Genomic DNA, 15,158 nt, shown 5'->3' with positions numbered 1-15,158 from the left:
GACGTCCGGTGAGCCGCGAGGTCAGCCGTACGCCTGGTCGTGGGCCCGGCGCGGGCCGCAGACGTCGGCCAGGGCACAGCGTTGCACCGCCCCGTCGGCAATCTGCCGTACGGTGACCGACTCGCTCGGCGGATGCCGCGACACCACCTTGGCCGGACCGTCCGGGGTCTCGACCCGCTGGCCCGAGGTGGGGTAACTGCTGCTGTCCGCGTACAGTGGATGTTCGTACTTGAGGCAGCACATCAGTCGGCCGCAGGCGCCGGAGATGCGCAGCGGGTTGAGCGGCAGATCCTGGTCCTTGGCCATCCGGATGGTCACCGGCTCAAAGTCGGTGAGGAAGGTCGCGCAGCACAGGTCCCGGCCGCAGGAGCCGATGCTGCCCTGCACCCGGGCCGAGTCGCGGGCCGCCAACTGCCGCAGCTCCACCCGGCAGTGCAGGGTCGCGCCGAGGTCGCGCACCAGCGACCGAAAGTCGACCCGGTGCGGCGCGGTGAAGTAGATGGTGGCCCGGGCGCTGTGCAGCGACCCCGGTTCCAGCACGTGGTCAACGGCGACCACCTTCATCGGCAGCCCGTGCTCGCGGATCAGCCGCTTCGCCGCGACCTTCGCCTCCGCCTTGCGTTTGCGTTGCACCTCGTCACGGTGCAGATCCTGCTCGGTGGCCAGCCCGGCCAGCCGGGGAAAGCCGTCGGTGGGATCGTCGACCCACTGCGGGGCCCAGACGCACTCGGCGACCTCGGTGCCGTCGTCGGTGGGCACCAGCACCTTGTCGCCGACCGCCGGCCGCAGATCACCGGGGTCGAGGTAGAAGAGGCGCCCGTACCGGTTGAAGCTGACCGCGCAGAGCATCCCCATGGCCCTACCCTACGTCGACCTCGCGGCATCGAGAAGGCAGCCGGCGGCAGCCGATCCGCCGGATGGAGCCGGCTGAACGGCTGAATGTGCCGGGCGGCCCGCAACCTGTCCGGGCCGGCCGCGTTCCCTTCGGTGTCAAGAGCCTGCGGGGGGTGCAGGAAGGGTCACGGCGTCGCAGCCGGAGCAACAGGCGAATAGCCGTGCTCCTGAGCGCGGCGCCGTTGCCTGTTCCGGGTCAGTAGCGCAGCCGGATCGTCCCGTCGGCACCGGCACCAGGGCTGGCGACATCGGCCGGCCGGTGCCCGCCGGCCGGCGCCAACCGGGGCCGCCAGCGCTCCAGCAGGTCCTCGCCCCGCTCGGCGATCTCCAGGATCGCGGTCAGCACCGCCGCCGCGATCGTGGCGGCGGCGTCGGCCGCTGCCGACCCCGGCGGCCCGGAACCCGGAACCGCCGACCATCCGGGTTCGGCGTCGACGGTCCGTACGGTGACCGCCTCGGCCGAGCCCAGTGCCTCGGCCAGCACGGCGGCCAGGCCGGCCCGGCTCAGCGCCGCCCAGCCGGCGACCGCCTCGGCGTACCCGGCGGTGGCCGTCAACCGCCCGGCCAGGCTGTCCGGGTCGGCAGCGCCGCCGCCACCACCACCGGTCAGCCGGGTGGCGAGGGTACGGCGTGCCGCGTCGTACGCCTGAGCCGCCGGGCCGGACCAGTCCAGCCGGCCGGACAGCACATCGACCGCTTCGGCGTACCCGTCCAGTTGCGGGCGGAGCGCGGCGCCGGCGGCGGCCAGCGGCTCCGGGCGCACCGCGACGAACGCGGCCACCGCGTCACCGGGCAACGCCCGCACCTGGCGCAGCAGCGGCCAGACCGGATGCCCCGGCGGCGCGCCGGTGCCGATGAGCAGCGCGTCCACTCGGGCCAGCAGATCCCGGGCCGGGGCGGCGACCCGGTCCAACACGTCCATCAGCTGCCCTCCGTCGACTGCCGGCGGCGGGCCGTCAGGTCGACGTCGCGGTACGCGCCGACCACGGACCGCAACCCGGCTGCGGTGTCGGCGAGCCGCCGGCCGGCGTCGTCCGCTTCAGCCGCCCGCTGCGCCATCGTGTCCCGCCACTGCCGGCCCAGCGCTGCGGTGAGCGCGCCCAACCGGCCGGCCGACACCGCCTGCGACCCGCCGCCGGCGGCGCCGCTCAACTCGCCGCCCAGTCCACGGTCTGCGTTGTCGCGCAGCCCGGTCAGCTGGCTCGCGGTGCCAGCCAACTGGTCGGCGCAGCGCGTCAGCTCGGCGGCGATCAGCTGCACGGTGGCGTCCATGTCAGACCTCCCGCAGCGACGGGTGGGCACCGAACGTCTCGGCCCACAGCTTCTCGCGCGCCCAGCGGGCGGCGTCGGCTGCCGCCGCCACCGTGGACCGCACGGCGGCGGCCAGTTCGGTGTTGCTCCGGGTGTGCAGGGGACCGAGGATCCGTACGTCGGTCACGGTGCCGGCGGCGTTGACCACGATCTCGACCGACCCGTCCGGCGAGCGCACCGTCACCTCGACGGTGTGCACCGCCTTGTCGAACTCGACCTGCCGGGCCTCGATTTGGCGGTACCGCTCGACCGCGTCCTCGATCCACGCTTCGTCGATCTGCCGTACCACGGGGTCCTCACCATCGTCGGCAAACGGGCACAGACCGGTCTGCACCCTACGTACGGATGGGGCTGCGCTACGGCACCGAACCGTACCGGCAGCGACCTAGCCGCGCCAGAGGCTGAGCATCATCGCTTCGACGGCGATCCGTGGCTTGACGTTGCCGGTGATCGCTTCTCGGCAGCTCAGCACTGCTTCCAGCCGGCGCAGCGCCGACTCCGCTGTCCACTTTTCGGCAGCTGCGCCGGTGAGCCCGGCGATGTCGGTGTGCACCGGGGCCACCGGGGCCCGCAGCGCGGAAACCAGTACGTCGCGGTAGAAGCCGGCCAGATCAACCAGCGCCCGGTCCAACGCGTCCCGCTGCGCCCGGGTGGCCCGGGACTTCTGCCGCCGTTCCAGCTCCTTGATCTGCCCGGCGGTCCCCCGGGCAGCGCTGGCGGCACCGCGCCCGGTGCCGCCGGCACCCAGCGCGGTCTGCAGCGCCGTACGCTCCGCCGCGTCAACATCGGCGACCGCTGCCTCGGCCTCCGCCTCGGCGGCGGCGATCAACGCCGACGCGGCGTCGAAGCAGGCCCCGACCGTGGTCAGCCGACGCGGCACCGCCAGAACGGCGTCCCGGCGCTCCCGCGCCTGCTGGTCCTGGGCCAGCCGCCGGGCCCGGCCGACGTGCCCCTGCGCGGCCGCCGCCGCCCAGGTGGCGGTCTCCGCCGGTACGCCGTCCCGCTCGGCCAGCACCTGGGCGACCGCCTCGGCCGGCGGCTGCCGCAGGCTGACCACTCGGCAGCGGGACCGGATGGTCACCGAAATGTCGTCCGGGTGGGTGGACGGCGTACAGAGCAGGAACACCGTCCTGGGCGGCGGTTCCTCGATCGCCTTGAGCAGCGCGTTGCCGGCCGCCTCGGTGAGCCGGTCGGCATCCTCGATCACCAGCACCTGCCAGCGTCCGGCGGACGGCGTGCTGGCCGCCCGCAGCACCAGCGCGCGCATCTCGCCGACGCTGATCGACAGGCCGTCCGGCACGACGAACCGGACGTCGGCGTGGGTACCGGCCCGGGTGGTGTGGCAGCCGGCGCACCGGCCGCAGCCCTGCCCGTGCAGGCACTGCAGCGCGGCGGCCAGCGCGCGGGCGGCCACCGACCGCCCGGAGCCGGGTGGCCCGGTGAAAATCCAGGCGTGGGTCATCGCCCCGGCCGACGGCGGCGGGTCGCCGTCGCCGGCGGCTAGCAGCTCGCCAGCCGCCGCAGCGGCCCGGCGCAGGGTCTGCACCGCCTCGTTTTGACCGACCAGGTCGGCGAAGACGTCAGCGGGCATGCTCACGGTCGTCACGTCGGTCGCCCCGCTTCGGCGTCGGCCCTCGGCTCCGCGTCGGCGTTCGGCTCCGCGTCGGCGTTCGGCTCGGCGGGCGCCGCCGGGTCGGCCCGGCCGGTCAGCACCTCGACCCGGTCGAGCACCGCGCCGCGTACCTCGTCGACGCCACGGGTGGCGTCCAGCACCAGGTAGCGTTTCGGGTCGGCGGCGGCCAGGTCGAGGAACGCGTACCGGACCCGTTCGTGGAACGCCAGCGACTCGCTCTCCAGCCGGTCGGCACCGGCCCCGCGCCGCTGCGCCCGGTCCAGGCCCGCCCGTGGCTCGATGTCCAGCAGCACCACCAGGTCGGGTTTGAGACCCCCGGTGGCCCAGGAGGAGAGCCAGGAGACCTCATCGACCGGCAGGGTCCGCCCGGCACCCTGGTACGCCAACGACGAATCGACGTAGCGGTCGCTGACCACGACCGCGCCCCGGGCCAGCGCCGGCCGGACCACGGTCGCCACATGGTGGGCCCGGTCGGCGGCGTACAGCAGGGCCTCCGCGCGGGGCGACGGCGCGTCGGGTCCGCCGTCGAGCACCAGCCGGCGGATCTTCTCGCCGAGCCCGCTGGCCCCCGGTTCGCGGGTCACCACCACCTCCCGGCCCCGCTCGCGCAGCGCCTGCGCCAACGCCGTCACCTGGGTCGACTTGCCGGCGCCCTCGCCGCCTTCGAAGACGACGAAGACCCCGTTCGCGGTGAACGGCTCCGCCGACGCCAACGGCCGCCCCCGGATCGACCCCCACAGGTCGGCCAGGACCGGAACGCCTGGTTTGTCATCCATCTGGCGGAAGGCGCTGAGCCCGGCGAAGATGCCGAACACCCCGGCGAGCAGCAGCAACAACCGGGTCGAGGAGAACGAGACGCCCAGGTTGGCGATCTGCAGCTGGCGGGAGCCGCCCACACCGACCAGCACGCTGCTGACCGAGATGGCCAGCATCAGCACCACCCGGGTGCCGGTCTGTACCACGGCGAAGACCCGGCCCCGGACGTCGTCGGCGATCTCCCCGCCGAGCAGGGTGATCCCGGCCAGGAACGCCATCCCGGCCGCCGCGCCGACCAGCACCGCGCCGAGGATGGCCATGGACAAATGGATGGACAGGGCGAGGATCAGCACCGAGCCGCTGGCCAGCATGATGCTCAGCCCGAACCAGCGCCGCCGGGACAGGTCACGCACCACCGTCGGGCCCAGCCCGATCCCGGCGCCCAGACCGACGAAGATCGCCGCGAAGAGCAGGTAGAACGCGGCGTCACCGGCGCTCAGCGAGGCGGTGAAGAACTTCGCGGTGCCGATCACGATGCCACCACCGGCGAACGCGCCGAAGATGCCCAGCACCAGACCCCGGACCAGCGGGGTCTGGCCGATGAACCGCCACCCCTCGACGAACTGCCGGATCAGGCTCTGGTCGGCGCGCCCGGCGGCGCCGGCCCGTCCGCTGATCTCCTTGATGCCGTAGAAGACCACGATCGCCGTGGCCAGCCGGGAGGCGGCGTTGAAGAACAGCGCCAACTGCGCCGGCTCCGCCCAGGCCGGCAGATCGGTCACCGCCGCCGCCCGGACGGCGGCGTCGAGGACAGCCAGGCTGATCGCGGCGAGCACCGGGGTGAACCCGTACGTGGCGATCAGGGTGAGTTGGTTGGCGATCTCCAACCGGGCCTTGGGGATCAGGTTGGGGACCGCCGCCTCCTTCGCCGGGATCCAGATCAACGTGATCGTCTCGATCAGGAAGATCGCGATCGCCGCCCAGGCGACCGTGAGGGCGCCGCTCGCGCCGAACATCGGCAGCAGCGGGATGGAGGCGAACAGCACGAACCGGAGCAGGTCGCAGATGACCATCGTGTAGCGGCGGTCGAACCGGTCGGCGAGCACCCCGGCGACCGGGCCGAGGACCAACGCCGGCAGCAGCCGTACGGCGATGACACCGCCGAACGCCGCGCCCTGCGCCGCACCGCCGGAGACCTGCCCGGCCGCGAAGATCGAGGTGGCGAGCAGGCCCAGCCAGTCGCTGAACGAGGCGACCCCGAGCACGATCCACAGCCGCCGGAACGGACGGATGCGCAGCACCGAACGCAGCGCCGGCAGACCGGACAGGTCGACCGGGGCGGCAGCCTGGTCGGCCGGCGGTGTGTCGGGCGCACCACCGCGCTGCGGCCTGGTGGCGTTGTCGTCGATGACCGTTCCTCCCCGTCGGCCCGGCGGCCGGGCCCCGGTCACACTCTAATCCTGGCGCTCAGCCCGGTCGGTCACGGTCACCGTCGCGGTCACCGGTCGCGGCGGGGTCGACGTGGCGGTGCAGGTATTCGCGAATCAGGGCCTTCGCTTCGCGCAGTACGCTCTCATCGCCCTCGGCGGTGCGCCGGAACGCCAGTTTGATCAGCGCGTCGGCGGCCTCCACCGCGATCTGCAGCGCGAACCGCAGCCGGGGTTCGTCCGGGATACCGAACCGCCCCACCAGTACCTTGGACAGCTCACTGGCGATCACCGCGTTGTTGTCCCTGCTCTCGTCCAGCAGCCGTACGTCGACCACGTCGCCGAAGTGCAGGGTGCGGAATCCGGGCACCGTACGGTGCATGCAGATGTACTCGTCGATGCCGGCGGCGACGCCGTCCCACCAGTGGTCGAACTCGCCGCCGGTGAACCGTTCGTTGAGCCGCTGCACGTACGCCTCGATGTTGCGCAGCGTCAGTGCCTGCACGATCGCCCGCTTGTCCGGAAAGAACTGATAGACGGAACCGATGGCCACCTCGGCTCGTTCAGCGAGCAGGGTCGTCGTCAGACCCTCGTAGCCAACCTCGTCCACGATCTCGGCGCACGCGTCGAGCATGCGCTGGACCCGGGCGAGACTGCGCCCCTGGACCGGCACCCGCCGCAGCGGGCCACTGGTGACGGCTGGTGTCGACACTCGTCCCACTCCTTCCGAGAAAGATCCCCCGCGCGTCGGAACCACCGTCGGCAGCAGTGAGATCAAAAACGTTACTCGGATTAACGAGCGAAACGGATATCGGTATTCACCTGTCCCACATCATCCTGACCATGAAGATCATTTGAGAAGATCATTCATGACAATCTGGCCCTCGGCGGGCCACCGCCGGCCAGGAGCACGGCCAGGAGTCATCCACCTGGCGCGTGGTCTGCGGCGTGGTCTGCGGTGCGGTCAGGAGTCGTCGGACCGGTCTGCGGCCCGGCTGGCGGTGGCCTTCTTCGGCGCGGTCTTCTTGGCCGTAGCCTTCTTCGCACCGGTCGCCTTGGCGGTGGTCGCCTTGGCCGCGGTCTTCTTCGCACCGGTCGCCTTGGCGGTGGCCTTCTTCGCCGGCGCTTTCTTCGCCGCCTTCTTACGCGGCGCCGGGCCCTTCGCCCGCTTCTCGGCCAACATCTCCGACGCCTGCTCGATCGTCAACGACTCGGGCGTCTGGCCACGCCGCAGCGAGGCGTTGCTCTCGCCGTCGGTGACGTACGGGCCGAACCGGCCGTCCTTGATCACCAGCGGACGCTCGGTGAGCGGATCCGCGCCCATCTCCCGCAACGGCGGCGCGGCGGCCCGCCGCTGCCGGGTCTTCGGCGCGGCGAGCAACGTCAGCGCCTCGTCCAGCGAGACGGTGAACAACTGCTCCTCGGACTCCAGCGACCGAAACTCGTCGCCCTTCTTGACGTACGGGCCGTACCGGCCGGCGGCGGCGAGCACCTCGGCACCGTCCGGTGCCACCCCGACCACCCGGGGCAGCGACAGCAGCCGCAGCGCCTCGGCGATGCTCAGCGTCTCCGGTGACTGGGAGCGCAGCAATGAGGAGCGGCGCTCGCCACTGGCGACGTACGGGCCGAACCGGCCGGACTTGAGCACGATCGGCTCGCCGGTCTCCGGGTGTTCGCCGAGCTTGCGCTCGCCACCACCGCCGAGAAACAGTTCGTTGATCTTTTCCGGGGTCAGCTCGTCCGGCGCGATCCCCTCCGGCAGCGAAACGCGGTCCCCGCCGGCTCCGGCTGCCGCCCCCTCCGCCTCGTCACCGCCACCGGCCGCCGGCTCGGCACCGCTGGCAGCACCCGCTGTGGGCGCGGCCGCTGAGCCATCTCCGGTCGGCCCGGCCGCCGCGTGGTCGGCACCCTCCGTGTCGGGCAGGAACCGCTGCAGGTACGGACCGTAGCGGCCGACCCGGACGACGACCTGACGGCCCTCGTCGTCGACACCGAGCGGGATCGAATTGACGCTGCGGGCGTCAATCTCGGCGAGCTTCTCGGTGACCAGCCGCTTGAGGCCACCGGAGCGGGCGACCGACTCGTCCCCCGCGGTGTCGCTGCCGAAGTAGAACGAGGTGAGGAAGTCCACTGCCTGGTGGTCGCCGGACGCGATCTCGTCCAGCTCGTTCTCCATGCTGGCGGTGAAGTTGTAGTCGACCAGTCGCGGATAGTGTCGCTCCAGCAGCCCGATCACCGCGAAGGCCAGGAACGACGGGATCAGCGCCTGGCCGCGTTTGGCCACGTACCCCCGGTCCTGGATGGTCTGCATGATCGACGCGTAGGTGGACGGGCGCCCGATGCCCAGCTCCTCCAACGCCTTGACCAGGGAAGCCTCGGTGTAGCGGGCCGGCGGCTGGGTGCTGTGCCCGACCGCCGCCAACTCCCGCGCGGTGAGCGGTTGGTCCTTGGCCAGGTTCGGCAGCCGGCGCTCAGCGTCCTCCGCCTCGGCCGACTCGTCGTCGGACGACTCGACGTAGGCGCGCAGAAAGCCCGGGTCGGTGATCGTCTTGCCGGTCGCGCCGAAGTCGCATTCCTCGCCGACGGTCGAGACGGCCCGGATCCGCACCGACACGCTGGAACCCACCGCGTCGGTCATCTGGGACGCGATGGTCCGCCGCCAGATCAGCTCGTAGAGCTTGAACTCCTCGGCGGACAGCTCGTTGGCCAGCTCCCCAGGGGTGCGGAAGTGGTCACCGGCGGGGCGGATGGCCTCGTGCGCCTCCTGGGCGTTCTTGACCTTGCCGGTGTAGCGACGCGGCTCCGGCGGGACGAAACGGTCGCCGTACAGCTCGGCGACCTGGCTGCGGGCGGCGGCGATCGCCGTCTCCGACAGGTTGACCGAGTCGGTCCGCATGTAGGTGATGTAACCGTTCTCGTACAGGCGCTGCGCGGTGCGCATCGTCTGCTGCGACGAGAACCGCAGCTTGCGGGCCGCTTCCTGCTGCAGGGTGGAGGTGATGAACGGGGCGTACGGCCGGCGGCGGTACGGCTTCTCCTCGACCCGGGTGACGGTGAACGGCCGACCGTCGAGCCGGGCCGCCAGGCCCCGCGCCCCGTCGCCGTCCAGATGCACCACCGACGCCTCCGGGCGGACCCGTCCGGTGCTCGGCTCGAAATCCTTGCCGGTGGCGATCCGGTCGCCGCCGAGCGCGATCAGGTTGGCGGTGAACGAGCGGGGTCCGTCGGCGTCGGCCGCCGACTGGCCGGTCACTGCCAGGGTGGCCTGGATGTCCCAATACTCGGCGGTACGGAACGCCATCCGCTGCCGCTCGCGCTCCACTACGATCCGGGTGGCCACCGACTGCACCCGGCCGGCGGACAGCCGGGGCATCACCTTCTTCCACAGCACCGGCGAGACCTCGTAGCCGTACAGCCGGTCCAGGATCCGCCGCGCCTCCTGGGCGTCGACCAGGTTGCGGTCGATCTCCCGGGGATTGGCCACCGCGGCCCGGATGGCGGCCCGGGTGATCTCGTGGAAGACCATCCGACGCACCGGCACCCTGGGTTTGAGAGTCTCCACCAGGTGCCAGGCGATCGCTTCGCCCTCGCGGTCCTCGTCAGTGGCGAGCAGGACCTCGTCGACCTCCTTGGCCAGCTTGGTCAGCTTGGCGATCTGCTGCTTACGGTCGGCCGAGACGACGTACAGCGCGGCGAAGCCGTTGTCGACGTCGACGCCGAGCCGGGCCCACGGCTCCTTCTTGTAGCGGGCCGGCACGTCGGCGGCGTTGCGCGGCAGGTCCCGGACATGCCCGAGGCTCGCCTCGACGACGTACCCCGGGCCCAGGTAGCCCGAGATCGTCTTGGCCTTCGCCGGCGACTCGACGATGACCAGACGGCTGGTTGAGGTGTTGCTCGGCACGTCTCTCCTGACCTCGACCCACTCGGACCGCCCGGCGACAGGCGGCGGCCCAGATCGACCGGCGCCCGCCACGACAAGCGGGCGGGCGACGGTCACGATGTCCAACGTAACGCGAACCCGGGGCCGGTGGAGCACACGCACCCAAGCCTTCGGCCCGATTTGCGTCGGTCGTCCGGTTGGTTCACCGCAGCCGGTCAGCAGCCCACCCGATGCCGACCCAGCTCGTTCCTACCGCACCAACGGCGACACGGTACACCCACCGACCGGCGTGACGTGGCGCACCGCACCGCAACAGCCGCTGGCGTCGGTCGATGTCCCGGCTGTTCTGTCAGCGATCAGACAGCGATCGGGACCGGGTCGGAGAGCAGCCGCGCCATCACGCCCAGCCGTCCTCGGGGGCGGCGGCGGGCCGGTCGCCGAGCAGCTCGGCCAGTCTGGTCAGCCGGCGTCGGCCCACGATCCGGTACGCCGGACCGCCGGACCGGGCATCGAGCAGCACCGCCGGCAACCCGATCGCGGCGAGCGCGGCACCCACCTGGGGCCAGTTGTCCGCGTCCGACTCGACCAGCCGCAACCGGTAGCCGAGCGGATCCCTGGCGCCGGCCGCCGCCGCCCACAACCGCAGCCGCTGACCGGCCAGGTGGAATCCGGTCGGCGGCCGCTTGACCAGCCGGTCGTCCTCGCCGCCGTGCACCGGCTCGGCCGCCGGCAGGTCGGCGTCCGGTTGGTCCGGCGTCGGCGGATGCAGCCAGGCCGCGCCGAGCCGGGCCAGCACCGCCGTGTACGCCGTCCGCACCGTCAGCCGGCCGTCCGGCAGCTGACGCCAACTCGGCGCCAGCCCGCGCCGCCGGAACTCGGCCACCAGCACGTGCACTCGCCAGGCCGGCTCGACGTCCACCGACACCCGTACCGTGCCGCCCATCCGGCTGATCCGGCCCGGACCGGCGAGCAGACCCGCCAGGTCGCCGGGCGTCGGATCCGCCGCCGCCACGCCGAACAGCGACAACTGCCGGGCCGTCGGGACACCGGCGGAGGAGTCGGTCGGCGGCGTCAGCGACACTCCGGGACCTCGTAGAAGGCCCTATTGAGCTCCGCGGAACCCAGTGAGCTGGTGTCCAGCGCGCTGCGCTGGTAGTCGTCGGTGAGGGTGGCAAGCACCGCCTCGACCCCGTCGTAGAAGCTGTCCGCCGGTCCGGTGGCGTCCAGCCCGGCGATGCCCTCTTCGGCCTTGCCGTACGCGTCGCGCACCGCGCCGAGCGAGTCGGCGAACCCGGTGGCCACCTGCTCACCCTGGTCCGCGTCGGGCACCCCGGCCTCCACCACCCGGACCCGGGCGGTCTCGGTCGCGGCGGCCGCGCCGGACAGCAGCCGGATCAGGTTCTCCTGCGCCTGCGCCGGCGTCGTCTGCGCGGTCATCTGCTGCTGGGTGCTGCTGGTCAGATTGCTGATCTCCGCCCGCCACGGGCGCAGCGCGGTGCACACCTCGGCCGCCCAGACGACCGGGCTGGGCCCTCCGCCGCAGCCCGACAGCGTCAACGCCACGGCGGTGAGCACCACTGCGATCCGAGCAGTTGACACCACGCGGCGCGCTCCCATGCTGTGCAGCGTACGCACCGGCGACGACAGCCCTACGGCCCGCCGCCGGTCGGCGGTACGTCGAAGCCGGTGGCTCCACCCGGTCCACAAGGATCGGGTGGAGCCACCGGTCGGTCAGACGCTCACCCGCTCCGATTCGGACCCGGCGCTGCCGCCACCGGCCGGGCCGCCGTCGATGTTCTCCCCCATCGCCATCGGCTTGCGCTTGGTGAACACCACCGCGGCCACCACGACCAGGGTCGCCACCACCGCGATGGCGATGCGCAGCGGGTCGTTCTGGTCGGTGCCCACGCCCCACATGATCACTGCGGGGGCGATCAGCAGCGCCACCAGATTCATCACCTTGAGCAGCGGGTTGATCGCCGGACCTGCGGTGTCCTTGAACGGGTCGCCGACGGTGTCGCCGATGACCGTGGCGGCATGCGCCTCGGAACCCTTGCCGCCGTGCGCGCCGTCCTCCACCAGCTTCTTGGCGTTGTCCCAGGCACCGCCCGAGTTGGCCAGGAACACCGCCATCAGCACACCGGTGCCGATCGCGCCGGCCAGGTACGCGGCGAGCGCACCGGCACCTAGGCCGAAACCGACCGCGATCGGCGCGAGCACCGCCAGCAGACCCGGGGTGAGCAGCTCCCGCTGGGCGTCACGGGTGCAGATGTCGACCACCTTGCCGTACTCCGGCCGTTGGGTCCGCTCCATGATTCCGGGGTTGTCGCGGAACTGGCGGCGGACCTCCAGCACGACGGCGCCGGCCGAGCGGGACACCGCGTTGATGGCCAGCCCGGAGAAGAGGAAGACCACTGCGGCACCGATGATCAGTCCGACCAGGTTGCCCGGGTTGGCGACGTTGAGCGAGTCGGCCAGGTAGCCCGGCACGTCGTCGATCCCGGCGTCGTTCAGCGCGATGCTGACCGTGTCGGTGTAGGAGCCGAACAGCGCCGTCGCGGCGAGCACGGCGGTGGCGATCGCGATGCCCTTGGTGATCGCCTTGGTGGTGTTGCCGACCGCGTCCAGCTCGGTGAGGGTACGGGCGCCGGCCTCGTCGATGTCACCGGACATCTCGGCGATGCCCTGCGCGTTGTCGGAGATCGGGCCGAAGGTGTCCATCGCCACGATCACGCCGACCGTGGTGAGCAGGCCGGTACCGGCCAGCGCCACGGCGAACAGCGACAGGGTGATGGAGCCGCCACCGAGCAGGTACGCCCCGAACACCCCGGCGCCGACCAGCAGCGCCGAGTAGACCGCCGATTCCAGGCCGACGCTGATGCCGGCCAGGATGACGGTGGCCGCGCCGGTCTGCGAACTCTTGCCGATGTCCTGCACCGGGCGGCGGTGCACTTCGGTGAAGTAGCCGGTGAGCAGCTGGATCGCGGCGGCCAGCACGATGCCGATGAGCACCGCGCCGACGGCCAGGCCGGCCGGGGACAGCGGCAGGTCGGCCCCGTCGTCGACACCGAGCTGCGCACGCCAGTCGTCGCCGAGCAACTCGGTCCAGCTGCCCGGCAGGTAGAGGAGGGCGGCGACGGCGACCAGCACCGCGGCCAGCACCGCCGAGGTGAAGAACGCCCGGTTGATCGCCACCATGCCGTTGCGGTCCGATGGACGCAGCCGGGTGATCAGTACGCCGAACAGCGCGATCACCGCACCGATGGTGGAGACGATCAACGGGAAGACCAGGCCTTCCTCGCCGAACGCGGCCCGGCCCAGGATCAGCGCGGCGACCAGGGTCACCGCGTACGACTCGAACAGGTCGGCGGCCATGCCGGCGCAGTCACCGACGTTGTCGCCCACGTTGTCGGCGATGGTCGCCGGGTTACGGGCGTCGTCCTCCGGGATGCCCTGCTCGACCTTGCCGACCAGGTCGGCGCCGACGTCGGCGGCCTTGGTGAAGATGCCGCCGCCGACCCGCATGAACATGGCCAGCAGGGCCGCGCCGAAGCCGAAGCCCTCCAGCACGGTCGGTGCGTCGACCCGGTAGAGGACGACCACCAGGGCCGCGCCGAACAGGCCGAGGCCCACCGTGAGGAAGCCGACCACGCCGCCGGTCCGGAAGGCGATCTTCATCGCGTTCTCCCGGCCACCGGTGCCGGTGCCGGCCGCCGCGGCGACCCGCAGGTTCGCCCGGGTGGCCAGCGCCATCCCGGCACCGCCGATGAACGCGCTGAACACCGCGCCCACCACGAAGAAGACGGATCGACCGACCTTCACCATCATCTCGCTGCCCTGTGTCTCGTGCACAGGGAGCAGGAAGAGCAGTATGACGGCGAGTACGACGAACACGCCGAGGGTTTTGAACTGGCGGAACAGGTACGCCGACGCGCCTTCCTGCACGGCGCCGGCGATTTCCTGCATGTTCGTGGTGCCCTTACCGGTCGCCAGCACCGCCCGTACCAGGGCGGCGGCGAAACCCAGCGCCACCAGCGCGATGACCGCGGCGATGACGACGTACGTCAGGTGTGTGCCGGTAAGGGACAGCCCGCCGCCTTCGGCGGCCAAGGTGGTCCCGGACATCAGTGTCCTCCTGTACCGAACGCTCGCCCCGGTCGGTGGACGAACCGGCGGGGCGACTCCACGCGGGGAGCAACGAGGTCTGCTGGCACCCACAGGTTTGTGGGGCCAGGACAGTTGGTGATAACCCGCGTACTCTAGCCGGACCGGGTAAGGCAGGTCACACCGTCCACCCACCGAGTTGTGGACCATTCCTGCAGGCGGAACGGACAGTTGTGACGACGGAGGTTGATCTTCAGCTGGTGGGCGGGGCCGACGCGGGTCTCACCGGCCGACCGGCCAGACCATCCGCACCTCGGTCCCGACACCTTCGTCGACCGGCCGCACCTGGAGGTCCTCGACGAAACCGGCCAGCAGGGCGAAACCGACACCGACCGTCAGGGCTTCGTCGGTCAACGACTCGTCGGCCAGTTCGTCGGGCGGCAGGGCGCTCAGGCCGAGCCCGGCTTCGATCGGGGCCCGGTCGATCACCCGTACGGTGTAGGTCTCCTCATCGGACATCTCCACCTGAACCAGGTCGGCCAGCCCGTACTGGCGGTGCAGGGCGACGGCCCGGGTACAGGCCTCGCCGATCGCCAGCCGGACCTCGTCGAGCAACTCCTCGGCCACCCCGGCCCGGCGGGCGACGGCGACGCCGACCAGGCGGGCGGTGCGCACGTGCACCGGCGCCGGGGAGAACGAGAGGCGGACGGTGGCCATCACGCCGTCGGCGCTGCGCCAGCTGAGCCATCCGGTTCCCCACCGGTGGCGGCCTGTACGGTCGGGAAGATCGGGAAGACCTGGTCCAGCGCGGTGATCCGGAAGATCTTCAGCAGGGACTCCTTGTCGCAGACCAGCCCAAAGGTGCCGCCGGCCGGGCGGAGTCGCTTCAGCGCGCCGACCAGCACGCCGAGCCCGGTGGAGTCGAGGAAGTCGACCCGGTGGAGATCAACGACGATCTTGTGGTTGCCGGCGTCGATCAGCTCGATCAACCGCTCCCGCAGCCGGGGAGCGGTATAGACGTCCACTTCGCCGCCGACCTCCAGCACCGTGTACTCGCCAACGGTGCGAGTCGACAGCGACAGCTCCATCGGTCCCCTCCTCGGCTGCGATGCACGCCTATGGCATCTAACCACCGCGCGGCGCGGTTGCGCCG

Annotated in this window: 13 protein-coding genes; all 13 read right to left on the bottom strand. The window is 71.8% G+C overall.

Annotation, left to right across the window (positions count from 1 at the left end; genetic code table 11):
- Positions 1–21 precede the first annotated feature (21 nt).
- Positions 22–855: a PSP1 domain-containing protein gene (locus ACFHWU_RS22995; protein WP_416591538.1), complete on the bottom strand. Its 834-nt coding sequence runs from the start codon at positions 853–855 to the stop codon at positions 22–24.
- Between the two features lie 235 nt (positions 856–1,090).
- A complete protein-coding gene (locus tag ACFHWU_RS22990; protein WP_416556458.1) occupies positions 1,091–1,816 on the bottom strand; it encodes a hypothetical protein in 726 nt (241 codons plus the stop codon).
- A complete protein-coding gene (locus ACFHWU_RS22985) occupies positions 1,816–2,166 on the bottom strand; it encodes a hypothetical protein (RefSeq protein ID WP_416591537.1) in 351 nt (116 codons plus the stop codon). The genes ACFHWU_RS22990 and ACFHWU_RS22985 overlap by 1 nt, the downstream gene beginning before the upstream one ends.
- 1 nt (position 2,167) lies before the next feature.
- Entirely contained in the window at positions 2,168–2,494 is a 327-nt protein-coding gene (locus tag ACFHWU_RS22980; protein ID WP_416556456.1) for a YbaB/EbfC family nucleoid-associated protein, read from the bottom strand.
- 96 nt (positions 2,495–2,590) lie between these two features.
- Positions 2,591–3,796: a DNA polymerase III subunit delta' gene (locus ACFHWU_RS22975; RefSeq protein WP_416556488.1), complete on the bottom strand. Its 1,206-nt coding sequence runs from the start codon at positions 3,794–3,796 to the stop codon at positions 2,591–2,593.
- Positions 3,797–3,807: 11 nt separating this feature from the next.
- Positions 3,808–5,859 carry a dTMP kinase gene (tmk, locus tag ACFHWU_RS22970; protein WP_416591545.1) on the bottom strand — a complete coding sequence of 684 codons (2,052 nt, stop codon included), beginning with the start codon at positions 5,857–5,859 and terminating at the stop codon, positions 3,808–3,810.
- 202 nt (positions 5,860–6,061) lie between these two features.
- Complete coding sequence (locus tag ACFHWU_RS22965; RefSeq protein WP_416556455.1) at positions 6,062–6,733, bottom strand: TetR family transcriptional regulator; 672 nt, start codon at positions 6,731–6,733, stop codon at positions 6,062–6,064.
- Positions 6,734–6,985: 252 nt separating this feature from the next.
- A complete protein-coding gene (gene topA / locus ACFHWU_RS22960; RefSeq protein WP_416591536.1) occupies positions 6,986–9,922 on the bottom strand; it encodes a type I DNA topoisomerase in 2,937 nt (978 codons plus the stop codon).
- A 376-nt stretch (positions 9,923–10,298) separates the two neighbouring features.
- Positions 10,299–10,982 (bottom strand): hypothetical protein, encoded by a 684-nt coding sequence (locus ACFHWU_RS22955; RefSeq protein WP_416556453.1) that lies wholly within the window; start codon positions 10,980–10,982, stop codon positions 10,299–10,301.
- Complete coding sequence (locus ACFHWU_RS22950) at positions 10,973–11,518, bottom strand: hypothetical protein (protein WP_416556452.1); 546 nt, start codon at positions 11,516–11,518, stop codon at positions 10,973–10,975. Before ACFHWU_RS22950 ends, ACFHWU_RS22955 begins: the two co-directional genes overlap by 10 nt.
- A 114-nt stretch (positions 11,519–11,632) precedes the next feature.
- A complete protein-coding gene (locus tag ACFHWU_RS22945) occupies positions 11,633–14,026 on the bottom strand; it encodes a sodium-translocating pyrophosphatase (RefSeq protein WP_416556451.1) in 2,394 nt (797 codons plus the stop codon).
- 261 nt (positions 14,027–14,287) lie between these two features.
- Positions 14,288–14,725 carry an ATP-binding protein gene (locus ACFHWU_RS22940; RefSeq protein WP_278173352.1) on the bottom strand — a complete coding sequence of 146 codons (438 nt, stop codon included), beginning with the start codon at positions 14,723–14,725 and terminating at the stop codon, positions 14,288–14,290.
- On the bottom strand, positions 14,722–15,093 hold the full coding sequence (locus tag ACFHWU_RS22935) for an STAS domain-containing protein (protein WP_123604332.1): 372 nt from the start codon (positions 15,091–15,093) through the stop codon (positions 14,722–14,724). Before ACFHWU_RS22935 ends, ACFHWU_RS22940 begins: the two co-directional genes overlap by 4 nt.
- Positions 15,094–15,158 lie beyond the last annotated feature (65 nt).

This window comes from Micromonospora sp. LOL_015, from assembly GCF_048060275.1.
Taxonomy (GTDB): domain Bacteria; phylum Actinomycetota; class Actinomycetes; order Mycobacteriales; family Micromonosporaceae; genus Micromonospora_E.
The sequence above is the reverse complement of the archived record's forward strand: the minus strand, read 5'-3'. Positions and strand labels throughout refer to the sequence as shown.